Origin of the sequence: Algoriphagus sp. Y33 (assembly GCF_014838715.1) — a bacterium.
Taxonomy (GTDB): Bacteria; Bacteroidota; Bacteroidia; order Cytophagales; family Cyclobacteriaceae; genus Algoriphagus.
In genome coordinates, this window is the sequence record NZ_CP061947.1 from 5738898 (window position 1) to 5763295 (window position 24398).

The window sequence follows — 24398 nt, forward strand, 5'->3', positions numbered from 1 at the left end:
CCAGTTTTAAAGAAAATTGAATGAAAAATGCTCAATTCCATAATCAAATTCTTTCTCGAGAATAAGCTCGTTACCGTTCTCGTATTGCTACTCATTGTAGCCTGGGGCATAGTCACTGCTCCTTTTAACTGGGAGACAAGTTTCCTCCCACGTGACCCGGTTCCGGTTGATGCCATCCCGGACATTGGCGAAAACCAGCAAATCGTTTTCACTGAATGGATGGGACGTTCTCCACAGGATGTGGAAGATCAGATCACCTACCCTCTTACCACTGCCCTACTTGGCTTGCCCGGTGTAAAAAGCGTTCGAAGTAGTTCAGCCTTCGGCTTTTCCAGTATTTATATCATCTTCAATGAAGATATAGAGTTTTACTGGAGCCGTTCACGTGTACTGGAAAAACTGAACTCACTTCCGTCAGGACTATTGCCACCGGATGTACAACCCAAACTGGGGCCGGATGCTACCGCCCTGGGCCAGGTGTATTGGTACACGCTGGAAGGTCGCGATAAAGACGGCAACCCTACCGGAGGTTGGGACTTGCACGAACTTCGTACCATCCAGGACTATTACATCCGTTATGCGCTTACTGCTGTAGAGGGTGTGGCCGAAGTAGCTTCCGTAGGTGGCTATGTCAAAGAATACCAGGTAGATGTCGATCCGGCAGCTTTAAAAGCGCATGGGGTTACGCTCATGGACGTGATGCAGGCAGTGAGAAACAGCAACATCGATGTAGGTGCCAACACTATTGAAGTAAACCGGGTGGATTACTTCGTCAGAGGTCTGGGATATGTGGAGGAGCTGGCCGACCTGGACAAGGCCGTGGTGAAAGTAACCGATAATGTACCCATTCGGGTGAAGGATGTGGCCGTGGTAAACATTGGCCCACAGCCCCGCAACATGAGCGGAATCCTGGATAAGTCAGGAGCTGAAGCTGTGGGCGGAGTGGTCATTGCCCGCTACGGTGACAACCCCTTGAAAATCATCAATGCGACAAAAGCGGAAATTGAAAAAATAGCCGATGGACTTCCGTCCAAAACACTGGCAGACGGCACGGTTTCTAAAGTAACGATAGTACCCTTCTATGATCGCACCGGCTTGATTTACGAAACCCTTGGTACCTTGTATGAAGCCATCAGCCTGCAAATATTGATTACCATCATTGTGATCATTGTGATGGTGTACAACCTGCGGGCATCTATCCTCATTTCAGCGCTTTTGCCACTGGCGGTACTCATGTGCTTCATATTCATGAAATACTTCGGAGTAGATGCCAACATTGTAGCCCTGTCCGGTATTGCCATTGCCATCGGCACCATGGTCGATCTTGGTATTATCCTCAATGAAAACATTTTGCGGCACCTGGAAATTGCCCCGGAAGGCCAGTCCAAGTTAAAAACTGTCTATGATGCCACTACAGAGGTAGCTTCCGCCATTGTTACCGCAGTGAGTACCACCATTGTCAGTTTTTTACCAGTTTTCACCTTGCAGGCAGCTGAGGGTAAGCTCTTCGGGCCATTGGCCTACACCAAAACCTTTGCTTTGGTTGCTGCTCTGATATTTACCCTCATCATCATGCCTGCCTTTTCTCACTGGATATTCTCCATGAAAAAAGGCAAAGGCAAAACAAGTCTGTACCTGAATTACCTGTTACTCATTGCCGGCCCGGTGATAGCCTTCACCGTCTGGTCTTGGGCAGGATGGTTGCTGTTTGGTTTTGGTTTGATCAATGTGCTACTGCATCATTTTCCTGAAAGATTAGGTAAGTACCGTGACCTGATGATGGTAGGAGTTACAGTGGTTGCGGTTGCTTGGCTGTTGGCCACCGAATGGGTTCCGCTGGGTGTGTCCAACAGCTTGCTGGTCAACTTCCTGTTCATTGCGGCCATACTGGGTTTTGTGCTGGGCACATTTGCCTTATTTCTGCGCCTGTATCCTAAAATCCTCATGTGGTGCCTGGATAACAAAGGGCTTTTTCTTATTACTCCTGTAATCATTATTCTGATAGGTGCGAATGTGTGGCTGGGCTTTGACCGGGTTTTTGGTATCATCCCAAAGACCACAGAAAAACTGGGATGGAACCTGAGGGAAACCTCCGGCTGGGAAACCATGATGGGCGTGTTTCCGGGCTTAGGCGAAGAGTTCATGCCGTCTCTCAATGAGGGTTCATTTCTCCTGATGCCCACATCCATGCCGCACTCCGGCATAGAAGTAAACCGTGAGGTACTGCAAAAACTGGATATGATGGTAACAGCCATTCCCGAAGTGGAAATGGTGGTAGGTAAGGCAGGCCGTGCGGAAACGGCCATTGATCCGGCCCCTATCTCCATGTTTGAAAATACCATCAGCTACAAAAGCGAATATGTTTCGGATATCGATGGAACCAAGCAACGCTTTCGGGTGAATGATGATGGTCAGTTTCTGCTTCAAAATGGAGACGTTTATGACCCGGAAACCATGTCCCCTGAGCAAATAGATATAAAGCATCTCACTCCTGATCATGATGGAGAATATTTCCGCCAGTGGCGGGATCACATCAAAACACCGGATGACATTTGGGACGAAATTGTTGGTGTCGTCAATATTCCGGGCGTAACCTCCTCTCCCAAATTACAGCCTATTGAGACACGCCTGGTGATGTTGCAAACGGGTATGCGGGCCCCTATGGGTATTAAGGTGTATGGACCTGATTTGAAGACCATTGAAGAATTCGGCCTTCAACTCGAGAAATACCTGAAAGAAGTGCCATCGGTAAAAAGTGAAGCTGTCTTTGCTGACCGGATTGTGGGAAAACCTTATTTGGAGATTGACATAGACCGGGATCAGATTTCCCGCTACGGATTGAACGTACGGGACGTGCAAGACTATATAGAAACAGCCATCGGTGGCATGAAGCTGAGCACCACGGTGGAAGGAAGGGAGCGCTTTCCGATAAGGGTACGCTATGCCCGTGAATACCGTGATGATCCTTCATCCATTGAAAACATGCAGGTGCCCACGCCCTTAGGCAACTACATTCCGTTGGGTCAATTAGCGAAAATCACCTATCGCCCCGGGCCCGAAATGATCCGTGGGGAGAACAGCTTCCTTGTAGGCTATGTGCTATTGGACAGGAAAAAGGAGTTTGCAGAGGTTACCGTAGTAGAGGATGCGCAACGCTACCTGAGATCAAAGATAGATGCAGGTGAACTGACCATTCCTGCTGGTGTCCGCTATGAATTTTCGGGAAGCTACGAAAACCAGGTGCGGGCAGAGAAACGACTCGCAATTGTAGTCCCGCTATGCCTTATGGCCATTTTCCTGATCCTGTATTTTCAGTTTCGAGCCATCTCTACCACCTTATTTGTATTCTCAGGCATTGCTATGGCTTTTTCAGGTGGGTTCTTGATGCTCTGGCTGTATAGTCAGGGTTGGTTCATGGATTTTTCGGTCTTTGACACCAATATGAGAGAACTCTTCCAGATGAAGACCTACAACCTGAGTGTGGCCGTCTGGGTAGGCTTCATAGCACTGTTTGGAATCGCTACCGATGATGGCGTAGTGGTGGCTACTTACCTCAAGCAAAGCTTTGAGAAACGGGAACCTGAAAACGTGAAGGAGGTTCGCAAAGCTGTATTGGAGGCTGGTCAAAAGCGGGTACTCCCGGCCATGATGACCACCGCCACCACTTTACTGGCCCTCTTACCTGTACTCACATCTTCCGGGCGAGGATCCGACATTATGATACCCATGGCCATTCCTTCATTCGGGGGCATGATCATCGAAATTATGACGGTTCTGCTGGTGCCAGTCCTATACTGTTGGTGGGCAGAGCGCAAGATTAAACGCAATCCCGAAGTATTTACTGAATCATAAATAGAGGAAGATGAAAAAAATAGCAATCATATTCCTGTTGTTTTTAGGAGTTCAGTCCACAAGCTTTTCACAAAGCCTGGATGAATACCTGAAAGTAGCAGCAGAAAACAACCCGGAGTTAAAAGCCTACTTCAATGAATATCTGGCCTCTTTGGAAAAAGTACCTCAGGTGGGAGCACTTCCTGATCCTGAACTGACCATGGGTTTCTTCTTTCAACCAATGGAGCGGTTCATGGGCAACCAGCAAGCCGACATCCAGTTGATGCAGATGTTTCCCTGGTTCGGCATGCTGAAAACCCAAAAGGATGAAGCAAGCAAAATGGCACTGGCGCAGTACGAAGTGTTTCAGGATGCCAAATACCGCTTGTTTTATCAGGTAAAAAACACCTGGTATCAACTGTATCGGCTAGAAGAGGAAATCCGCATTACGGAGGAAAACCTTGAGATTCTTAAACAGTATGAGCGGCTGGCGCTCATTCGTTTTCAGAGTGCAGATATAGGAACCGGTTCCGGCCCTAGCAATATGCAGCAAGCTACAAGCATGAACAGCGGTTCCTCCACCTCATCAGCATCGTCAATGGGTGGAATGACCAGTGGCACTTCCGGTAAAAGCAGTTCAAAAGGTGGTTCTTCAATGGGTACTTCCTCATCAATGAACGGGGGCGGGTCAGGCATGAGTGATGTGCTCAGGGTAAGGATTCAGATCAAGGAACTGGAAAACACACTTGCCTTGCTTGAAGACTCCCGACTGCCCATTAAAGCCGAATTCAATCAGTTGCTTAACCGGGATATCAATGAAGTGGTAAGCATAGCCGATTCATTGAGCGGATCAGTAGTCTCTTGGGAGCGCCAGGCTTTGCTGGACAGCATTACGCAGAACAATCCCATGTTGAAAATGCTGGATGCCGAGGAAGAAGCCTATGAGGCACAGAAAAAGATGGCTCGGCTGGAAGGCAGGCCTATGTTGGGGGCAGGCGTCAACTATATACCCTTTAGTCCAAGGACAGAAAATGGAATGCCGATGGGCGGCAATGACATGGTGATGCCCATGTTGAGGCTGACTATACCCATCTATCGGAAAAAGTACAATGCTTTACAGAAAGAGGCGGAATTGAAACAATTGGCCGTTCAGCAGCGCAGGGAAAACACCGTCAATCAGTTGACCACCCGATGGTCAACCGCCTTGCGGGATTTGGACGATGCAACCAGAAGGACAAAGCTGTACCGGGAGCAAACCGACCTGGCCAGGCAAACTCTGAACCTGCTGATGACCAGCTACGCTACTGACGGACGGGATTTCGAGGAAGTGCTGCGGGTACAACAGCAATTGCTCGATTATCAACTCAAGCTGATCACTTCAATAGTAGATCAGCACGTCACCATTGCCATGCTGGAAAACCTGGCAGCAACAGAACTGAATTAATTGATCTAAAAAGTTAAAACGATGAAAGAAATATTTAAAAATAAAAAACTCCTACTGATCGTGCTCGTAGCGCTGACATTGGGAGGCGTACTCGGCTGGATGGTAAAACCATCTTCAGGTCATCAGGAGACGGAAGCAGCCGTGCATAACCATGATGAAGGTAATGAGGTTTGGACCTGTTCTATGCACCCGCAGATCAGGCAATCGGAACCCGGCCAATGTCCCATTTGCGGAATGGACCTGATACCAGCTTCCACTAAACGGTCATCAGCCAGTTCGAATCCATTGATTCATGAGATGACCCCTGAAGCGGTGGCCATGGCCAATATCCATACCTCCAGAGTTACAGGAGTGTCACCTGAAGGTGAGCTTTTCCTTACCGGTAAAGTGAAGGCCGATGAACGCCAGTTGGCTTCCGTTACGGCAAAATTTCCCGGGCGAATAGAGCAGCTCTTTGTAAACTTCACAGGGCAGGTGGTAAGAACCGGGGAACGATTGGCCACCATTTATTCGCCTGAGTTGGTTACAGCCCAAAAGGAATTATTGGAAGCTGCCTCCACGAAAGAGACCTACCCTGAGCTTTATACTGCTGCACGTGAGAAGCTCAGGCTTTGGAAACTCAATGAAAACCAAATCGATGAAATAGAAAAAACAGGAAAAGTAAGGGATCAATTTGATGTTCTCGCAGACAAAGGAGGTATAGTGACCCAGCGAAACATTGCCGTGGGCGACTATGTGGGTACCGGATCAGTATTGTTTGATGTGGTCGATCTGAGCCGAGTCTGGATCATGATCGATGCGTACGAATCCGATCTGCCATTTGTAAAAATTGGTGATGAAGTAAGCTTTACGGCTGCCGGGATCCCCGGACAAACATTCACAGCAAAGGTCACTTACATAGACCCGGTGATTAATCCAAATACACGGGCGGCTTCTGTTCGTGCAGAAGCTTATAACAGAAGTGGGGAACTACGGCCTGAAATGTTTGTCAATGCACAGGTTAAAACCACACTTCGACAAGGACAATCATCCCTGGCCATACCCCGTACCGCTTTGCTCTGGTCGGGCAAACGCTCCATTGTATATGTCAAGGTACCCGACACAGAATTCCCTACCTACGAAATGCGTGAAATCACCATTGGCCCACGTATGGGCGAAATGTGGCTGGTGGAAGCCGGACTGGAAGCGGGTGAAGAGATAGTGACCAATGGAGTATTTGCCATCGATGCGGCTGCACAACTTTCCGGAAACTACAGTATGCTCATGCGTCCGGATGTGAAAACCATGGACGTACCACAGGCTTTCAGGGAACAAATCACAGCGCTGGCCGATGCTTATTTCAAAGTAAAGAATGGTTTGGTCGCTGATGATCCAAAGGCTACACAATCCGCATTGGAACAGTTGGAGGCAGCTTTGGACCAGATTGACATGGCCGGGCTGAAAGGCCAGGCACACGATCACTGGATGGCTTTGAAACAGAAGTTTTCAGAAGCAACTAAAATGATGCAGGCTGAAGAAAGCCTGGATGGCCTGCGGCAACACTTCTCAATGCTTTCTGAAAATATGCTGGAGATGACCGAATCTTTCGGACTGGAAAAGGACAAAGTGTACAAGGATTTCTGCCCGATGGCATTTGACAATAAGGGCGCATTTTGGCTCAGTGAAACGGAAGAGATTCTCAACCCCTACTTCGGTGAGGCCATGCTTTCCTGTGGGGAGGTGAAAGAGACGTATCTCAAAGGCCAAAAAGTCTTTGAAGAAGGCGGGCCTGCCAGGCAGGCAGCCGGTGGGCATAATCACTAAAAAATACGGATAAATTCAGGTTAGAAATTCCAATTCGATGAAAAGTTGCTGCAAAACAGGAGATGAAAGATCTCCATCTAAAATAAAAAAATGGGTCAGCTGGATTTCCTGGGGAATAGTCATTCTTCTGGTCACTGGTTTAGTCCTGATCCAAGTATTTAACCTTTAAACAAATAGAAAAATGAAAAAAACAATGATCATGCTATGCCTGGCTTTAGTAAGCTGGGGAGCAACCGCACAACACGACCATGCAGCGCATGGCGCACAAGCAAGCAGTGAAAAGATGGAACCCATGTTCAAAGACAAGGCGCTGGGATCTTCCTACACGCACTACATTCATTTGAAGAATGCTTTGGTGGCCTCTGATTTTCAGCAAGCAAAATCTGCTTCTGAATCTTTGGTGAAAGCTCTTCACAATGTAAAAGGAAGTGATAAAGTCCATACAGAGGCGGCCAAAGTTGCACAGGCAGGTTCACTGGAAAACCAGCGAAAGGCTTTTACCGCCTTAAGCAATGAGATGGCCACTTTGGTGAAGGGCGCTGATATAAGCATGGGAGAACTCTACCTGGAATACTGCCCAATGGCCAATGGCAACACAGGAGGCTATTGGCTCTCCAACGAAAAGGAGATCCGCAACCCTTACTTCGGTGACAAGATGCTGAAGTGCGGAAGCGTAAAAGAGACAATTAACTGACACAAGTCCTGGCATAAGGGATTGGGTTCACGATAAGCTGAGCCCGATCCTTACACCAGGCACAAATCAATGAGAAATGAAAAAGCACATTATTTTCAGCATAGTATTCCTGGGAGGAATATTGCTGGCAGCACAGCAAGACAGAGCAACGCCTTGTACATATCAATGGAAAAGGTGAGATATCGGATGACCGGGGCACCAAACTCGGATACATCAGTAAAGAAGACATTGTTTTCAACAATCAGAATCAAAAACTGGGCTTTATCAAAAACGGCAAAGTGTATGATGCCGAAGGTAATCCCCTTGGCAAAGCCAAAAAAGATGGTCGCTATTACAACAACGATGGAGTCTTCATTCTGAGCACCAAAACGATTGGTGATAAATGTGAAATTCTGGATCCAGAAGGTCACAAAAAAGGCACGGTACACAAAAACTATAAACTACATGCGTGTGCTGCTCACTGTTTCTTCTTGGAACAGGAAATGAAAAAAGAGGAAGATAAGTAAAAAGTAAAGCCCTGTTGGAGAGTGGCATGTGCAGGTGTAGTCTTGCATCCTACACTGCCGCCACTCTTCCATCAGGCACCAAACGGAAAAGTCATGAAGAAGAAAACCAACAAGGACAACCCTAAGACATCTACCCGGAATCTGGTGTATGTCTACCTGACCATTGCGGCATTATTAGTGACAGCCACAGCATTGGTGTATTGGATTAACCATCAGCAGCTAAAGCCTTCTATAGGCTATAGCCCAGATGAAATTGAGCGACCGGTGGAACCAAGCCTGGTATGCATGGTGAATGACGCCTACATGGGCAAGCCGCAAATCCCGGTACCGGTCAATGGCAAAACCTATTATGGTTGCTGCGAAATGTGCGTGGATAAGCTCAACAATATAGAAAGTGCAAGGATCGCCATCGACCCTTTTAGTGGTAATCCGGTAGATAAATCAGAAGCATTTATAGTAGTGACTAACCCGCAAGGTGCAGTTGCCTACTTTGAATCAGAGGCCAATTACAACGCATTTAAGAAAAACTAAAAACAATCCTTTAACCCAAAATCCATGAAATTGAAACTGCTTTTTTTAGGTCTTGCTGCCATAGTGGCCGTGAAGACTCAAGCGCAACAGTCGGATGAAATTAACCAGGTAAAACAAGTCCTGGAATCATACAAACAGGCCATTGAAAGCCTCGACACAACGGGCATAGGTAATTTATTTGTATCACAATCAATTGTTGTTGAATCAGGCAAAGTTGAAGGCCGATATCAGGACTATCTAGCTAACCACCTGGGCCCGGAGCTCCATCATTTCGAATCTTTCAAGTTTAGTGACTATGAAGTAGCCATTGAAGTCGCTTTGCCATTTGCCTTTGCCACTGAAACCTACATATACACCATTGTGCTAAGCAATGACAAATCAGTTATTGAGCGAAAAGGAGTTGCCACCAGCATTTTGAAAAAAGAAAACGGTCAATGGAAAATATGGCAAACCCATTCATCAGCAAGAAAACCACAGACCAATCATTAATCACCTAAATAATTTGACAATGAAAAATATTCTAAAAGCAGTTGTACTGGTACTATTTGCTACGGCAACCGTATCGGCTCATGACGGCCACAAAAGCAAACAAGACAGTACCGCCTTACAGGCGGATACCGTGGTGAATGCACAGTCCACCGGGGAAGAGCATACAGACCACACCCGTATCAGCGAGGCAGACAGCCACGATGCACATGCACAAGATGCACACCACGAAAAAAAGGTCACCGCAGACCTGGCCGATTTCCCTACAATCCACCCGCTAATTGTCCATTTCGCTATCGTATTACTGATTGTGGGGGCCATTCTGGCGGTCGTCAACATCTATTTCATCAAAAGGGAATTGGCGTGGACAGCATTCGCTATGGTGCTGGTAGGTTTTGTAGCTGCCTACTTAGCTGGCAGAAACTTCCATCCGCATACTCACGGACTAACAGAACATGCCAAGCTCGTTTTGGAACAACACGACTTCTGGGCTGACTGGACAATCAATCTTGGGTTTATTGGCATGCTGTTACAAGGAATCAACCTGTTCATTTTCCAATCAAAAAGATGGGCTATGGCTATTGTGGCAGTTGTGTTATTGAGCGCAGCTTATGCCGTGGCACAGGCAGGACATTACGGAGCACAATTGGTACACATAGAAGGTGTAGGGCCGGAAGGTAAGTTTTTGGAATTGGAACATGGACATTAACTGATTTTAAATCACCTGTATGCCCGGATTGTTTTTTGATTCGGTACTTACCTGTCCGGTATGCGGCCAGCAGCAGGTTCGCAGAATACCTTATAACGAGCAGCTAAATAGCTTCTATTGTAAGGGCTGTGAATGTAAGATTACTGTTCAGGGTGATCAGTGTTGCATTTTTTGTGCATTTGGTTCACATAAATGCTTGGTCAGCCAAAGCTGGGAAAAATTAGAACAAAAACAAATGATTGAAAAAATGAAAGATCATGTGCATAAAACTGAGAAGAAAATCATCCCCGCACTGGGGTATGATTTTCTTACAGCATGGTACGATGCTACCATACGCATCACCATGCCGGAACGTAAGTTTAGAAATTTGCTGGTCGATCACTTAAATCCTGCTAATGGAGAACATATTCTTGAGTTTGGTTTTGGTACAGCTGCCAATCTGCTGATTGCAGCAAAAAAGGCACCCAATAGTCATTTCACGGGGCTCGACATAGATCCGAAAATAAGAGAAATAGCAAAACATAAACTGACAAAAAATAGCTTGAGCATTACTCTGAATCTATATGATGGAACCACATTTCCATTTGAATCAAATTCTTTTGATAAAGTAGTTAGTTGCCTGGTCTTCCATCATCTGGATAAGGAGGCAAAATTGAGAAGTTTGAAAGAAATTCATCGGGTACTGAAACCGGGGGGAAAGCTGGTCATTGGTGACTGGGGTCAGGCTAAGTCCAGGATGATGCGAATGGCCTTTTATCTGGTTCAGGTGCTCGATGGATTTAAAACCACCAATGACAATGTCAAAGGGTTGTTGCCGGAGTATATTCAAGAATCTGGATTTTCCGACGTTCAGGAAGTTGATCATATAAATACCAAAATCGGCTCATTCTGTTACTATGTCGGTGACAAATAAAAGCATTATGAAACAGGATTTAACCTCACAAGAGTTTAAAATAAAAGGAATGATTTGCAGTCGTTGCTTGAAGGTATTAAACTCGGAATTAAAAGAAATGGCAATTGAAGTTGTAGAAATCGAACTTGGCAGAATATTGATTCGATACAACTCTGCCAAAATTCATGAATCATTGATCCGGAAAATCATCAATGAAAACGAGTTTGAAATTATCTGGAACAAAGAAAGCATTCAGGCAGAACAGACAAAGAGATGGGTCGTTAACTATTTATGGGGTACGAGTCAGGAGATGAACCTATCGGAATACCTGGTAAAAAAACTCAACACAAATTATAATACTTTGAGCAGAATATTTTCAAAAACCTTCGGCAAAAGCATAGAGCGCTACAGTATCTTATTGAAGATCGAGCGAGCCAAGGAGCTGATTGAGAATGATAAGTTGAGCTTTAGCGAAATATCTTATGAATTGGGTTATCAGAATCCTTCGGGCTTGTCCCGACTGTTTAAAAAAGAATCAGGCATGACGTTGAAAGAATATAAAAGTTTAGGTGAAAGTAGACGAGTACCAATTGATAGAATATGATAAACAATATTGGAAATATGGCAATAAAAAGTGTATGGATATGTACAGTTTTGCATAATATAATGTAACTTAATTTCATACTATGAAAAGATTAATACCAAAATTGTTTTCGCTCATAGTCATCTTGTTCATTTTTGGTTGTAATGGTAGTCGGAAAGACACAAAAAATAGTACTGAAGGAAAGGGTAATGAAGTAGAGGCTATTAATAAAACAGATGTGTGGGCATATCAGGGTGAAACAGGCCCCAAGTTTTGGACCAGACTTGAAGAAGGATCAGAATGCGGAGGCATCAGACAATCACCTATCAACATCAACACTTTTAAGGCAATAGCAGGAGATTTTGATCTCCGCCTTAGTGACTTTCATTATGAAAATGCTACTGAAGTTAAAAATGTAATAAATAATGGTCATACTATCGAATACGAATTTGAATCTGAAAACAATATATTGAAGCTTGCCGAGCGTCAGTACATTCTAAAACAATTTCATTTCCATTCGCCTTCAGAACACACCTTAGATGGAGTTAGATTCCCCTTGGAAATTCACATGGTTCATTTTGAGCCGGAGACTAACAGTTATGTAGTACTAGCCTTATTCGCAAAGCAGGGTGAAACAAGCAAAACTTTCCGGTTTTTGCTTGACTATTTACCTATTGATATAGGTGAATCGAAGGAAGTCAGTGCACTCTGCGATTTTGAGGATCCGCTTAGTACATTGAAAACAGGAACCCTCTATCATTATGAAGGTTCATTAACTACCCCTCCGTGCACAGAATCTGTATCCTGGTATATATTGAAGGAGCCCCTTGGGTTAGCACCAGAACAAATTGACAGATTAAAAGACCTGATGCCAATAAACAATTACCGACTGGCTCAGCCATTGAATGGGCGTATCGTGAGTTTTAAAACATTTAATTAATTAGGCTGTCTGTTTGGAATAAAAAAATTTAAATATTAATAGTTATGAATGAAGCACATTGGCATTTAGTCGTAAATCATTTACCTATCATTTTTCCTATTGTGGGTGTAATCGTGATGATTACAGGGCTAATCTCAAAATCAAGAGGCGTAAAACGGACGGCTCATTTGATATTCATAATGGGTGCCTTAACAGCAATGGTAGCTATAATTACAGGCGAGGGCGCAAAAGAGGTAGTTGAAAAGATTAGCGGTATTAGCGAAATTTATATTGAAAACCACGAAACAATGGCCGAAACTTTTGCTCTGTTATCTTATATCTTAGGAGGGCTGTCGTTGTTCGCCCTTTGGGCAAGTTTCAAGCAAAAAACCTTTTCAAGCATACTTAATATTGGAACGTTAGTATTCGCATTGGTTGTCTTGTTTTTTGGAAAAGAAACAGGTACTACAGGCGGTGAAATTCGCCATACAGAGATAAGAAAGATCTAAAAAACATTTAATATTATGAAAAAAATCATACTACTAAGTACCGCATTGGTTATTTTATTTATTATATCAACCCATGCACAAACGGATACCACAGTATACAATCTCACAATAAGTGAAAAGACCCTGAATATTACGGGGAAAGACCGCAAGGCCTTGGCCATTGATGGTCAGATACCGGGCTCCACACTTCGCTTTAAAGAGGGTGATTATGCTGTCATTTATGTTAAGAATGAGCTAGATGAAGAAACTTCTGTACACTGGCACGGTCTCATATTGCCCAACTTCTACGATGGAGTGCCTTATTTGACAACACCTCCGATAGAACCTGGCCATACACAAAAGTATGAGTTTCCTCTGGTGCACAATGGAACCTATTGGTACCATTCGCATACAGGGCTTCAGGAGCAACTCGGTGTTTATGGCTCCATTGTCATAGAGCCAAAAGAACCAAAATTTGAATACGACAAAGATTTGGTACTGGTTTTCTCAGACTGGACGGATGAAAATCCGATGCATGTATTAAAAAACCTTAAGCGTAGAAATGAGTGGTACTCGATCAAGCGGAATACAGTAACCCCACTTGGAAAAGTCATAGCCAGAGGCGGTTTGGGAGCCCAGCTAAACTTTTGGAAACAACGAATGCCCGGAGCAGATATCGCAGACGTTTACTACGGAGCATTTTTGACCAATGGCACACAGGTAAAAGAGTATCCTGAATTTAAGGCCGGAGAAAAGGTAAGGGTCAGAATGATAAACGCTTCAGCATCCACGTATTATTGGATAACATTTGGGGGTGGCGATCCAACTCTGATATCTGCTGATGGAATTGATGTGGTGCCTGTCAAAAAAGAGAAGTTGCTTTTTGCAATCGCTGAGACTTATGACTACCTGATAACCATTCCGGAAAGTGGCAAACTGGAAATTCGTGCTTCTTCAATGGACGGAGCAGGACAGACTTCAGCCTATCTGGGCAAAGGCGAATTGCTTAAAGCTCCGGATGTGCCAAGACCTGACTATGTCGGCATCATGAAAGCCATGTCAAAAATGGACATGAAAATGGGTGCGCCAGCCATGATTTCTAACCCTAAAAAGAATGATGGGTTGGAGAAAATGAAGAAGTATGGCATGCAAATGAAAGGTGATATGAATTCCATGAAAATGCCCGAGGGCACTAAAAAGGATGATATGGAGGGAATGGATATGCCATCTATGAACAAAATGGATAGTACTCAAAAAGGAATGACAGGCATGGATCATGGAGGCATGAAAATGAGCCAGGGGAAAGATGAATCCGTTTTAGTGGGCGCGGGTATGGGGCCGGATAAAACTTACGATTTTCTAAAGTCGGCAGAACCTACGAACTACGCTACCGACAAGCCTGTCCGTGAAATCAAATTCACTCTAAATGGAAACATGTGGCGTTATATATGGAGTATGAATGGTAAACCCCTCGCAGAAGCCGACAACATCAAGATCAGTAAAGGAGAGGTAGTACGCATTACAATGACGAACCTGACCATGATGAACCATCCAATGCACCTGCACGGACATTTCTTCCGGGTGATTAACACAAATGGCGAATACTCACCCCTCAAACACACGTTGAATGTTGCGCCAATGCAAAGTATTACCATCGAATTTGATGCCAATGAATATGGGGATTGGTTTTTTCACTGCCACATACTGTATCACCTTGAAGCTGGAATGGCCCGGGTTTTTAGTTACGGAACACCCAGAGATCCAAAACTTCAGCGCTATCCTCTTTCTACCCTTATAAAGGAAACCAATAAATATTATTCCTGGGGAACGGCTTATGGCGCCAGTCATATGTCATCTTTAGAGTTGGTCTCCTCAAATGTCAGGAATCAATGGAACCTCGGTGCAGAAATTGGATGGAATCAAAACTTTGAAGCAGACTTTTCTTACGAAAGATATTTAAGCGATTATTTCAGGGTGTATGGTGGTGTAAATGTGGAAAACGAAACCCCGGAAAGCTTAGATCAATTCAAGTCTGTTGCACAGGTCGGTATTCGATACTTGTTACCCTATTTTATCAATGCAGATCTAAGCATAGACAATCAGTTGCGACCTCAAGTGCGGTTTACTGCAGAGTATTTAATATTTAGAAGAGTAGCAGTATTTGGACGTTATGAATACCGTTCGGACTTTGGAGCGGTGAATACCCTGGAAGCAGGTAAATCCTATGCTTTTGAGCAAGTATGGAACGCAGGTATAGACTATGTAGTCTCCCGAAACTTCTCGCTCACTGGTACTTACGATAACCGCTTTGGCGGTGGGGGTGGATTGACCTGGAGGTTTTAGGATATTCCATCCAAGAGGATTGAAAATGAAAACCATCAAAACCAATATAGAACCAGATAATTACCTGGCACCACACTTCATTAGTCGCAGTAACTGGTTGAGAGCAGCAGTGATTGGTGCCAATGACGGGATTTTATCCACGGAAGTCTTGCGATTGGTGTGGCAGCAGCAAGTGAAGTTCGTGCGCCAATTATACTCGCAACACTTGCAGGATTAGTTGCAGGAGCCTTATCCATGGCTGCCGGAGAATACGTGTCTGTGAGTTCTCAAACTGATATTGAGCAAGCAGATATAGAACGTGAAAAGCAGGAGTTAAAAGATATGCCCGAAACTGAGTTAAGACGTTTGGCTGAAATTTATGAAAAAAGGGGGTTAAAAAAGGAAACAGCTCTTATGGTTGCTCAGGAGTTAACTGGAAAAGACGCCTTGGGGGCACATGTTAGAGATGAGCTAGGTTTGAATGAAATAAGTCAGGCTAGACCCATACAAGCCGCATTTGCATCAGGTGCTGCATTTACGTCAGGTGCTGTTCTCCCTCTTTTCGTAACAGTATTTCTTCCCTTAAAAAACATGGAATATTATTTATATGCGTTTGCAATAATTTTCCTTATAATTTTAGGTGCATTAGCTGCTAAAACAGGAGGCTCAAGCATTGGAAAAGCCATCGTAAGGATTACATTTTGGGGAACGATTGCAATGGGGTTAACAGCCTAGAGGCTGGCCAAAATTACAAAGAAGAAATTGTATGGAGTACCGGTGCACAATACATGCTGTCTAAGAATTTTTCACTGATGACAAGCTATGACAACCGCTTCGGAGCAGGGGGCGGATTATCTGTCATGTTTTAATTAGGAAGTTATGGAAGAAAGTTATAAAAAAGGAAGTTTAAGTTTATTAGGATCAATTGCTTTAGGCACTGGTGTAATGATCGGTGCTGGAATCTTTGCATTATTGGGCCAGGTGGCTGAACTGTCAGGGACCTGGTTTCCTTACATTTTCGTTTTGGGAGCCATCATTTCAGCCTTCAGTGCTTACTCCTACATCAAAGTTTCTAATACTTATCCTTCGGCTGGGGGGATAGCCATGATTTTGAAAAAAGCTTATGGTAAATCAACCATAACAGCTTCTGCATCATTATTAATGGCACTATCCATGGTAATCAACGAAAGCCTGGTTGCCAGAACTTTTGGCTCTTATACCCTACAACTGTTCGAAGTTGAAAACAAGGAACTTTGGATTCCCATATTGGGTGTTGCTCTTTTGGTTAGCGCTTTTTTGATTAACATATCTGGCAACAAGCTGATAGGAAAGTCATCACAGTTCATGTCATTTATCAAAATTATCGGAATTCTGATTTTTGCCATAGGAGCTCTCTGGGCAGTGGGTTTTTCTCTGGAAGGGTTGATACCACAAGCCATCAAAAACACTGATTATTCAGCAACCAGTTATATTGGGGCTTTAGCACTTTCCATTTTGGCCTACAAAGGATTCACTACAATAACTAATAGTGGTGGCGAAATTACAGAACCTCAAAAAAATGTTGGCCTGTCTATTATTATTTCTTTGTTGATATGCACAGTGGTGTATTTTCTGGTTGCTTTCGCTGTAAACTCAAGCCTTACAATCTCTGAAATTATTCAAGCCAAAGATTACTCCCTTGCTGAAGCTGCCAGACCTGCTTTTGGAGATTTTGGTCTTCATTTTACCGTTGCTATTGCCATAATAGCTACTATTTCGGGAGTGATTGCCAGCATTTTTGCAGTCTCTCGTATGACGGCTATGCTTACAGATATGGAACTTATTCCACATAGTCATTTGGGCATGTCAGGCCGAATACAGAAGCATATGTTGGTGTATGTGGTGTTTATCGCTATCATCCTGACTATTTTCTTTGATCTGTCCAGAATTGCTTCCATAGGAGCCATTTTTTATTTGGTGATGGACATCATTATTCATTGGGGTGTATATAAGTATTTGAGGAAAGAGGTGAAAGCCAATGGAACAATTGTACTCACAGCGATGGTGTTGGATTTCATCGTATTGGCAGCTTTCTTATGGATCAAGGCATCATCTGACCTTTTGGTTCTTATTGTTTCTGCATCTGTGATGCTACTAGTTTTCGCAGGTGAAAAATGGTTCTTAAGTCGAGCAGATAAATCTACCCAAAAATGAAACGAAACAGAAACTACTACATCCGAAAAATACACCGGTATCTGGGGATTTTTATAGGCATTCAGTTTATTGGGTGGACGGTCAGCGGCCTCTATTTCAGTTGGACGGATATTGACGAAATCCATGGAGACCAGTTCCACCATGAGCATGTCACGACCCATTCACCCCGGAACCTGATCAGTCCGGCACAATTGGATTCAACGATTGGTATTTCATCCCTTGAGCTTCGCTACATCAATCACCAACCGCATTATTGGGTCAACGATAGTCTGCTTTACAATGCCCTGACCGGGCAAATCAAAAAGGGCATAACCGAAACGGAGGCGGCCGAAATCGCACAGAACCATCTCGTGAAAAACCTGGAAATCCTGAAAACAGAATGGATTACTGAAACCGACAACCATCATGAATACCGTGGCAGGCCGCTACCAGCCTGGGCTGTCCACTTTGAGCATCCCGAAAACCTTACGGCCTACGTAGATGCCCGTAACGGCAACTTCGAACGGGTACGCCACAGCCGTTGGCGTTGGTTCGATTTTCTTTGGATGTTCCACACCATGGATTATGCCGGGCGGGACAACTTTAACAATTGGCTGCTCAGGGCATTTTCAGTCTTTGGCCTATTTACAGTGCTATCAGGCTTTACACTTTACGCAGTATCCTCTAAAACTTTCTTAAAAACCACTTCAAAACTTAAAAAGAATAAATGATGAACAAACTGATTTACACACTTGCACTGGGATTGCTGATCGTATCCTGCCAAAACAAAAAAGGTGAAAATGGTGGTCACGAACACCATCAGCCGGAAAAAGCACCTACTGAGCAATCGGACAACTCGAAAAAGAGCATCCCTCAGGAAGCGCATGGCAATGTGGGTGATACGCACATTACCATCAAGTACCACTCACCCGCAGTGCGGGAAAGGGTCATCTGGGGAGGTTTGGTACCCTATGGCGAAGTTTGGGTGACAGGTGCACACAGTGCCACCAATATAGAATTTTCCAAAGCAATCCAGGTCGTAGAAACTACGATACCAAAAGGGAAGTATGCATTCTTTACCATTCCCGGACAGGACCGTTGGACATTGATCCTAAACAAAAACTGGGAGCAGCACCTGGCCGATGATTACGATCAGGCAGATGATGTCATCAGGTTTGAGGTAACAGCAGAAACGGAAATGCCGCTTTCAGAACGGCTAACTTATACCATTGAAGACAAGGGTGAAGGCTCGGGTGCTATCCGCATGTCATGGGAAAAGCTCAGTATTTCCCTTCCCTTTAAAACAGATTAACCACTAAAATTTTTACTCATGGAAAAGCATAACCACGATCATCACAAGCATCACCATCATGAGCATGGTAGCGAGACTAAAAAGTCCCAATTATCAGATCATCAAACCAACAACAAATCAGACCATCAGCATGAACACCATGACCACCATGCCATGATGATCGAGGATTTCAAAAAGCGTTTTTGGGTTTCATTGGTGCTCACCGTACCAATCCTTGCATTATCTCACATGATCCAGCAATTACTGGGGTTTGAGCTTACCTTTTTCGGTGATCAGTACGTCCTTTTTGGGCTTTCCACCATAGTCTTCTTTTATGGGGGCTGGCCTTTTCTCAAAGGACTTTGGGACGAGCTGAAAGACAAAAACCCCGGCATGATGACCCTGATTGCAGTGGCCATTACCGTGGCTTATGTGTACAGCTCGGCTGTGGTGTTTGGCTTGGAAGGGATGGATTTTTTCTGGGAGTTGGTCACACTGATTGTCATCATGCTGCTGGGGCATTGGATCGAGATGAAATCTGTAATGGGAGCATCAAGGGCACTTGAATTGCTGGTGCAAATGATGCCTTCCGAGGCGCATCTGGTACAGGGAGACCAAATCAAGGACATCAAAGTGGATGAACTGAAAAAAGAAGACATCATCCTGATAAAAGCCAATGAGAAAATACCTGCGGACGGCACAGTGGTGGATGGAGAAAGTCATCTGGACGAAAGCATGCTCACCGGTGAGAGCAAGCCGGTGAAAAAATCCAAAGGCGACCAGGTCATTGGCGGATCGGTAAATGGCAGCCAGTCGATCAAAGTAAAGGTGTCCAAAACCGGGAAAGAAAGCTACCTCAACAAAGTGATCACGCTGGTAGAAGAAGCTCAGAAAGCTAAATCGAAAACTCAAAACCTGGCCAATGTTGCCGCCAGATGGCTCACTTTCATCGCCATTGGTGCGGGTACTATTACGTTGTTTACCTGGATCAGCTTGGGTAAGCCTTTAGATTTTGCATTGGAACGAATGGTGACCGTCATGGTTATATCCTGTCCACATGCGTTGGGTTTGGCCATACCGCTGGTAGTAGCCATTTCCACTGCTGTTTCAGCAGGAAAAGGCTTGCTGATCCGTAACCGTACTGCTTTTGAAAATGCCCGGAAGATTACCGCAATGGTGTTTGACAAAACAGGTACGTTGACCGAAGGAAAGTTTGGGGTTTCCCGCCATGAGAGTCTGTCGGATGACATAGCCAAAGAGGAGCTTTTGTCATTTGTCGCTTCGCTAGAACAGCAATCGGAGCATCCCATAGCGCAGGGAATTGTGAAAGCAGCGAAAGAGGCAAAACTAAAACTGAAAAAGGTAGAAAATTTTGAATCGCTGACGGCCAAGGGTATTCAGGGCAAGATCGATGGGAAAAGCTGGAAGGTGGTCAGCCCAAGGTACCTGAAGGAAAACAAAATAGAGATACCAGAAAAAGCTGGCTCTGATGCAGCTGAAACCATAGTGTTTGCCCTCAGGGAAGAAAAACTTATTGGGTTCATTGCCCTGTCGGATAAGATCAGGGAAGAAAGCTCCAAGGCCATCGAAACGCTTCGGGAAAAAGGTATGAAACTGTATATGGCCACTGGTGACAATGAGAAAACGGCCAAAGCAGTAAGCGATAAACTTGGGCTGGATGGCTACTATAGCGAGGTGCTTCCACACCAAAAAGTAGAGATTATCAAGAAGCTTCAGAAGGAAGGCCACTTTGTGGCTATGACGGGTGATGGGGTAAATGATGCCCCTGCATTGGCACAAGCCAATGTGGGCATTGCTGTAGGTTCCGGTACCGATGTGGCTGCCGAGACAGCCGATATCATATTGGTCAACAGCAACCCAAAAGACATTGCCAACCTGGTACTGTTTGGCAGGGCCACTTACAACAAAATGATCCAGAACCTCGCTTGGGCTACCGGCTACAACGCGATTGCATTGCCGCTGGCCACAGGCTTTATTCCAGGTCTGGTGATCAGTCCTGCAATAGGTGCAGTATTCATGAGCCTGAGTACGGTCATTGTGGCCATTAATGCGCAATTGCTGAAAAGGAAGATGATAAGCTGAGGCCATACCCCCTTCCGCTGTGGAAGGGGATTTTATTAAGATACTATGCGAAATAAGAAACTTTCTATAATTCAAATTTGGAGGAGTATTTATTAAAATATGGAGAATTAGAAGATAAGCTTCGAATGATTGATCTGGAAGAGGACAACATTCTCAAAAAATCAGAGCAAAGCTTTCAAATAGCCCTTCAGGCAATTAATCAGTTGAGAGATGATTTGAAGGGTGATCGGTTGTGTTCACAAACCGATGAAATCTACTTTTTCAAGGAGATCAAACCGAAATTCGTTAGTAAGCTCATCTACCACCTCAGCGTATTCAATATTGAAACCAACAAACCTAACGGAGGAATCAAGGTAAAACGTAAATACTATCAAAATGAGTTAGATAAGCTCAAACGGTACTTCGACAACAACTTGGAATTTTACCGCTACTTTCGTACCCACAGTAATTATCTGGATCACAAATATTTTGTCAGAGGCAAACAGGACATAAGACTAACGCTTGACTCTTTCTTCTTTGAAACCGATCCAGATTTCTCTACTAGCCACGATTTCAAGGTTTCCAATATCCTTGCCAATGATTTGCTCAATGTCTATCTGGAAGATGAGTTGAACAAGCTGAGCTTGAGAGATTTAAATAACGGGAAATCACAAGTCGAACCGAAAGTGAAAATGACATGGACAGACTCCAAAGTAGCTCTGATTGAGCTAATGTACGCACTCCATGCCCGTGGAGTCTTTAACCATGGCAGTGCAGACTTGAAAGAAATTTCCAAATGTTTGGAAGACACTTTTGGAGTTGATTTAGGGCAATACCACCGCACTTTCCTCGAAATCCGCATCAGAAAGACAGGAAGGACAAAATTCCTCGATTCACTTCATGAAAGCCTTATCCGTAGAATGGATGAAGCTGATGAGAAATAACACAATCAATTCATTATATTCAGAGATGGACAATAAGCTCGAAACGACAAGAGGCTACTACAATCCCTCTTTTTTAAAACTGACAGTGAACGCTGATTGTGATTTGTCTGATCTCAATAGGCTTAGCAAGGCTCATTTATCTACGTTTTTCCATGAATACATTCATTTTCTCCAGGATTTAACCACCACCTTCGGTGTTACAAATGCTTCGATTATTGCCAATCGCCTTAGGTACTATAATGAGCAATTTAGAACTCCCACAGATCAATTTATCAAAGTAAAAATCCCTTTGATCGATCAAAGTGGAGCTAACTCAAAGTTGAATGCCGAACTACAGAATCTATACCTTGGAACTGGGAATCTGAGAGTTGGCGTTCAGGACCTTAATATTCTTTCTGTGGCCATTCATGATTCTAATATTTTTCTTCCCGACCCATTCTCGAAGTATGCTAAGGAAATTAGAGTAAATCTTACCTTAAACGGTTCAAACGAAACCTTCCAATTTGGGGGGATTTGCATCTTGGAGAATATTGCTCACATTTTGCAAGAAAAGTTTTTTGGAGTAACCAATCACCCATCATGGCCATATAAAGCAGCAGAATATGTTGCTTCACACATTCACCCTCAGTTTGCCTCTAATTTGGAAAACGTACTGGCTTTATGTGAAGCATCTCTAATGTCAATGCATTCCGGAGAAGCTTTTGTTTCAATACTCGAAATCATGAAGACACAAAAATACTTGCCTGAAAATGCCAAAGATGTATATGATTTTGTTCTACGCAATGTATCGGCTGATTCAAAGTCACTGTTTGAGATTTTTCAGTCTCAGATTAAAAAAGCAAAAGAACTATTAGGTGGCTACTTTACTACTGATGTGTACTTGGCGGAAAAAAATTGGGTAGATGAGATTTTATCACAAGGTGAATCAATAAGGCTGAAGAGCTCGGGTTTGTTTTTAGAGATGTTTCGCCAAGCCACTATGCCTTCAGCCAAGTTCATTGAGGTATTCAGCAAATTAGGTACACCCTTAATGATGAATATCAATGGTGATGCTTGGTTTCACCCTCCACAAGCTATTGCTCAAAAAAACATTCAACCTGACAGGCTTGCTGCAATTATGGAAATATTCAACCTGTTTGAATACGGAACAAAGAAGTGTGATTTGAAGCATTATTGCATGACGAATGTCAATGTGGATCAAAGGTGTAATTCCGCACCATGGAAAAGGTGGAACGATCCTCACGTGTGCGCTTATGGAGCATTATGGAAAACATGGGGATTATTTGAAAAAGAGCCCATTTAAGAAAAAATCTTTCCCAACTTCGGTTTGACTTGTGAATAAAACTCACCAAACGGTAACACCTTCGCTGTTCAATCAAAATTTGATAAGATTAAGCAAGAGAGAAGTGAATGTATCGGATAATTAAAATTTGTTCAATATTGTATAAAATACTTTTTTATCCTCCCACAACCACCTTCTACTCCCTGATTTCCCAAGTGGTAATCAACCCGTTTTTAACATAGGGGTCTCTTGAAACAAATTCTTCTACCAGCGACTCATCGTCACATTGGAAAACCAAAACCGCTTTATCCGCAGGGTTAAGAGCCCCGGCCATGATCAACACCCCCATTTGCTGAAATTCAGCAGCAAGACCCAGGTGAACATCCCTGAAAGGCATTCTTCGTTCTATGTAATCCTCAACAGTGGTATATGTAAGTATGAAGTATTTCATCAACTAAAGATAAGCAATCTCCCTGTTTCAATACTCCAAATCCGTCTCATCCATACGTTTTTCCAGGCTTAACTTCAGATTGTCCAAAAAAGAGGTCCTGTTCTTTTTGCGGATACGCATACTCTGGAAGGTACGGTAGAAATTCCCGACTTCGACATTGAACAGCTGCTCCAGTGAATTGATAATCGCTTTCACGTCACATTTACCATTATTTACTGCTCCCCTGGAATGTAAAGCATAGGCGAGTTCAATCAGGGCGGCCTTGGATTCCGTCCAAAGGTGCTTAGATTTTTGTTCTGGAATGACAGGGACTCCGTATTCAAGTGCCTGGATAGTTTGGGTTAGGTATTCGCATACCCGTTCAAAGGCCATAATCTTACCAAGTTTACTGCTGTTGATAGTAGTGAAGCTGCTGTCAAAATCCAGGGAATAATCCGGGATCAAAGGGACACAGTCTGTTTCCCGGACATATAAAAGTTCGTCCTGGTCCGAACGTCCCATGCGGTAGTAAGTATACAACAAGTGGTTTCTTCCGAAGAAAGCCTGGATCTGCTCCATTACCTGGTGATAGTATTTGATCATGCATTTTTTGGAGCCAACCGGCTTGTTGGCATCTATATACATCAGCTCGCAGTAGTAAATCAATTCCCGCTGAAACTGTGGTTTGATTTCCTTGAAGAACAGGATTTCCTCCTGGACGCTCTGAAATTCATAGTCTTTCATGTAAGCTTTCAATTGCTGCATCGCTGATTCGGCAATCTGGAAGGACTGTTCAGTCCTTTGAAGCTCATGAGTGGTGTTAAGCGCTAACTGGCTTAACTCCCTGTGCATTTCATCTAGTAACCTTTCCGCAAACTCTTTCATCACACATGGTTTTGGTGAGTAAATGCCTGATGTTTGGCATGGTCAAATTTATCAGCGCATAGTAGAACTTACCTTATGCCAGCCAGCAGGAAACGACAGGGTAT

21 protein-coding genes and 2 pseudogenes are annotated in these 24398 nt (G+C 44.0%); 21 read left to right on the forward strand and 2 right to left on the reverse strand.

Annotation, left to right across the window (positions count from 1 at the left end):
• The first annotated feature begins 27 nt into the window (after positions 1-27).
• The 21 genes and pseudogenes from ID165_RS23635 to ID165_RS23730 all read left to right on the forward strand — a co-directional run bounded on the left by ID165_RS23635 (position 28) and on the right by ID165_RS23730 (position 23000).
• Entirely contained in the window at positions 28-3852 is a 3825-nt protein-coding gene (locus ID165_RS23635) for an efflux RND transporter permease subunit (RefSeq protein ID WP_192347878.1), read from the forward strand.
• A 10-nt stretch (positions 3853-3862) separates the two neighbouring features.
• Positions 3863-5275 (forward strand): TolC family protein, encoded by a 1413-nt coding sequence (locus ID165_RS23640; protein WP_192347879.1) that lies wholly within the window; start codon positions 3863-3865, stop codon positions 5273-5275.
• Positions 5276-5296: 21 nt separating this feature from the next.
• Positions 5297-7078 (forward strand): efflux RND transporter periplasmic adaptor subunit, encoded by a 1782-nt coding sequence (locus tag ID165_RS23645; RefSeq protein WP_192347880.1) that lies wholly within the window; start codon positions 5297-5299, stop codon positions 7076-7078.
• Between the two features lie 181 nt (positions 7079-7259).
• Positions 7260-7772: a DUF3347 domain-containing protein gene (locus ID165_RS23650; protein ID WP_184493614.1), complete on the forward strand. Its 513-nt coding sequence runs from the start codon at positions 7260-7262 to the stop codon at positions 7770-7772.
• A 179-nt stretch (positions 7773-7951) separates the two neighbouring features.
• Positions 7952-8278, forward strand: a complete 327-nt coding sequence (locus ID165_RS23655) for a 5-fold beta-flower protein (protein ID WP_370539767.1) — start codon at positions 7952-7954, stop codon at positions 8276-8278.
• Positions 8279-8371: 93 nt separating this feature from the next.
• Complete coding sequence (locus ID165_RS23660; protein WP_192347882.1) at positions 8372-8809, forward strand: hypothetical protein; 438 nt, start codon at positions 8372-8374, stop codon at positions 8807-8809.
• A 24-nt stretch (positions 8810-8833) separates the two neighbouring features.
• Complete coding sequence (locus tag ID165_RS23665) at positions 8834-9298, forward strand: nuclear transport factor 2 family protein (protein ID WP_225586883.1); 465 nt, start codon at positions 8834-8836, stop codon at positions 9296-9298.
• A 19-nt stretch (positions 9299-9317) separates the two neighbouring features.
• A complete protein-coding gene (locus tag ID165_RS23670; RefSeq protein ID WP_192347883.1) occupies positions 9318-10004 on the forward strand; it encodes a hypothetical protein in 687 nt (228 codons plus the stop codon).
• A gap of 19 nt (positions 10005-10023) precedes the next feature.
• Positions 10024-10200, forward strand: a pseudogene (locus ID165_RS27185) (GDCCVxC domain-containing (seleno)protein); the annotation flags it as partial.
• A 39-nt stretch (positions 10201-10239) separates the two neighbouring features.
• Positions 10240-10917 carry a class I SAM-dependent methyltransferase gene (locus ID165_RS23675; RefSeq protein WP_225586884.1) on the forward strand — a complete coding sequence of 226 codons (678 nt, stop codon included), beginning with the start codon at positions 10240-10242 and terminating at the stop codon, positions 10915-10917.
• Between the two features lie 7 nt (positions 10918-10924).
• Positions 10925-11500: an AraC family transcriptional regulator gene (locus ID165_RS23680; protein WP_192347884.1), complete on the forward strand. Its 576-nt coding sequence runs from the start codon at positions 10925-10927 to the stop codon at positions 11498-11500.
• Between the two features lie 82 nt (positions 11501-11582).
• The gene (locus ID165_RS23685) at positions 11583-12419 is read left to right on the forward strand and encodes a carbonic anhydrase (RefSeq protein ID WP_192347885.1); all 837 of its coding nucleotides are present in this window, start codon (positions 11583-11585) and stop codon (positions 12417-12419) included.
• Between the two features lie 44 nt (positions 12420-12463).
• The gene (locus ID165_RS23690; RefSeq protein WP_192347886.1) at positions 12464-12907 is read left to right on the forward strand and encodes a hypothetical protein; all 444 of its coding nucleotides are present in this window, start codon (positions 12464-12466) and stop codon (positions 12905-12907) included.
• A 15-nt stretch (positions 12908-12922) separates the two neighbouring features.
• On the forward strand, positions 12923-15229 hold the full coding sequence (locus tag ID165_RS23695; RefSeq protein WP_192347887.1) for a multicopper oxidase domain-containing protein: 2307 nt from the start codon (positions 12923-12925) through the stop codon (positions 15227-15229).
• Positions 15230-15254: 25 nt separating this feature from the next.
• Positions 15255-15943 (forward strand): annotated as a pseudogene (locus tag ID165_RS23700) (VIT family protein).
• 144 nt (positions 15944-16087) lie between these two features.
• A complete protein-coding gene (locus ID165_RS23705; protein WP_192347888.1) occupies positions 16088-17401 on the forward strand; it encodes an APC family permease in 1314 nt (437 codons plus the stop codon).
• Positions 17398-18111 (forward strand): PepSY domain-containing protein, encoded by a 714-nt coding sequence (locus tag ID165_RS23710; protein WP_192347889.1) that lies wholly within the window; start codon positions 17398-17400, stop codon positions 18109-18111. The genes ID165_RS23705 and ID165_RS23710 overlap by 4 nt, the downstream gene beginning before the upstream one ends.
• Positions 18111-18692 carry a DUF2911 domain-containing protein gene (locus tag ID165_RS23715; RefSeq protein ID WP_192351742.1) on the forward strand — a complete coding sequence of 194 codons (582 nt, stop codon included), beginning with the start codon at positions 18111-18113 and terminating at the stop codon, positions 18690-18692. Before ID165_RS23710 ends, ID165_RS23715 begins: the two co-directional genes overlap by 1 nt.
• Before the next feature lie 18 nt (positions 18693-18710).
• Complete coding sequence (locus tag ID165_RS23720; RefSeq protein WP_192347890.1) at positions 18711-20774, forward strand: copper-translocating P-type ATPase; 2064 nt, start codon at positions 18711-18713, stop codon at positions 20772-20774.
• A gap of 77 nt (positions 20775-20851) precedes the next feature.
• Complete coding sequence (locus ID165_RS23725) at positions 20852-21697, forward strand: RteC domain-containing protein (RefSeq protein ID WP_225586886.1); 846 nt, start codon at positions 20852-20854, stop codon at positions 21695-21697.
• A gap of 289 nt (positions 21698-21986) precedes the next feature.
• Positions 21987-23000 carry a hypothetical protein gene (locus ID165_RS23730; protein ID WP_192347891.1) on the forward strand — a complete coding sequence of 338 codons (1014 nt, stop codon included), beginning with the start codon at positions 21987-21989 and terminating at the stop codon, positions 22998-23000.
• Positions 23001-23175: 175 nt separating this feature from the next.
• Here ID165_RS23730 and ID165_RS23735 read toward each other — a convergent pair whose 3' ends face one another.
• A complete protein-coding gene (locus ID165_RS23735) occupies positions 23176-23430 on the reverse strand; it encodes a YciI family protein (RefSeq protein WP_144603975.1) in 255 nt (84 codons plus the stop codon).
• Between the two features lie 27 nt (positions 23431-23457).
• Positions 23458-24294: an RteC domain-containing protein gene (locus ID165_RS23740; protein ID WP_192347892.1), complete on the reverse strand. Its 837-nt coding sequence runs from the start codon at positions 24292-24294 to the stop codon at positions 23458-23460.
• Positions 24295-24398 lie beyond the last annotated feature (104 nt).

What these genes read in the sequence shown, in the direction of transcription:
- ID165_RS23635 (WP_192347878.1), top strand. Translation starts at nt 28, where the DNA reads ATGCTCAATTCCATAATCAAATTCTTTCTCGAGAATAAGCTCGTTACC.
- ID165_RS23675 (WP_225586884.1), top strand. Translation starts at nt 10,240, where the DNA reads ATGATTGAAAAAATGAAAGATCATGTGCATAAAACTGAGAAGAAAATC.
- ID165_RS23705 (WP_192347888.1), top strand. Translation starts at nt 16,088, where the DNA reads ATGGAAGAAAGTTATAAAAAAGGAAGTTTAAGTTTATTAGGATCAATT.
- ID165_RS23680 (WP_192347884.1), top strand. Translation starts at nt 10,925, where the DNA reads ATGAAACAGGATTTAACCTCACAAGAGTTTAAAATAAAAGGAATGATT.
- ID165_RS23695 (WP_192347887.1), top strand. Translation starts at nt 12,923, where the DNA reads ATGAAAAAAATCATACTACTAAGTACCGCATTGGTTATTTTATTTATT.
- ID165_RS23670 (WP_192347883.1), top strand. Translation starts at nt 9,318, where the DNA reads ATGAAAAATATTCTAAAAGCAGTTGTACTGGTACTATTTGCTACGGCA.
- ID165_RS23650 (WP_184493614.1), top strand. Translation starts at nt 7,260, where the DNA reads ATGAAAAAAACAATGATCATGCTATGCCTGGCTTTAGTAAGCTGGGGA.
- ID165_RS23735 (WP_144603975.1), bottom strand. Translation starts at nt 23,430, where the DNA reads ATGAAATACTTCATACTTACATATACCACTGTTGAGGATTACATAGAA.
- ID165_RS23715 (WP_192351742.1), top strand. Translation starts at nt 18,111, where the DNA reads ATGAACAAACTGATTTACACACTTGCACTGGGATTGCTGATCGTATCC.
- ID165_RS23640 (WP_192347879.1), top strand. Translation starts at nt 3,863, where the DNA reads ATGAAAAAAATAGCAATCATATTCCTGTTGTTTTTAGGAGTTCAGTCC.
- ID165_RS23645 (WP_192347880.1), top strand. Translation starts at nt 5,297, where the DNA reads ATGAAAGAAATATTTAAAAATAAAAAACTCCTACTGATCGTGCTCGTA.
- ID165_RS23720 (WP_192347890.1), top strand. Translation starts at nt 18,711, where the DNA reads ATGGAAAAGCATAACCACGATCATCACAAGCATCACCATCATGAGCAT.
- ID165_RS23660 (WP_192347882.1), top strand. Translation starts at nt 8,372, where the DNA reads ATGAAGAAGAAAACCAACAAGGACAACCCTAAGACATCTACCCGGAAT.
- ID165_RS23665 (WP_225586883.1), top strand. Translation starts at nt 8,834, where the DNA reads ATGAAATTGAAACTGCTTTTTTTAGGTCTTGCTGCCATAGTGGCCGTG.
- ID165_RS23690 (WP_192347886.1), top strand. Translation starts at nt 12,464, where the DNA reads ATGAATGAAGCACATTGGCATTTAGTCGTAAATCATTTACCTATCATT.
- ID165_RS23685 (WP_192347885.1), top strand. Translation starts at nt 11,583, where the DNA reads ATGAAAAGATTAATACCAAAATTGTTTTCGCTCATAGTCATCTTGTTC.
- ID165_RS23740 (WP_192347892.1), bottom strand. Translation starts at nt 24,294, where the DNA reads ATGAAAGAGTTTGCGGAAAGGTTACTAGATGAAATGCACAGGGAGTTA.
- ID165_RS23710 (WP_192347889.1), top strand. Translation starts at nt 17,398, where the DNA reads ATGAAACGAAACAGAAACTACTACATCCGAAAAATACACCGGTATCTG.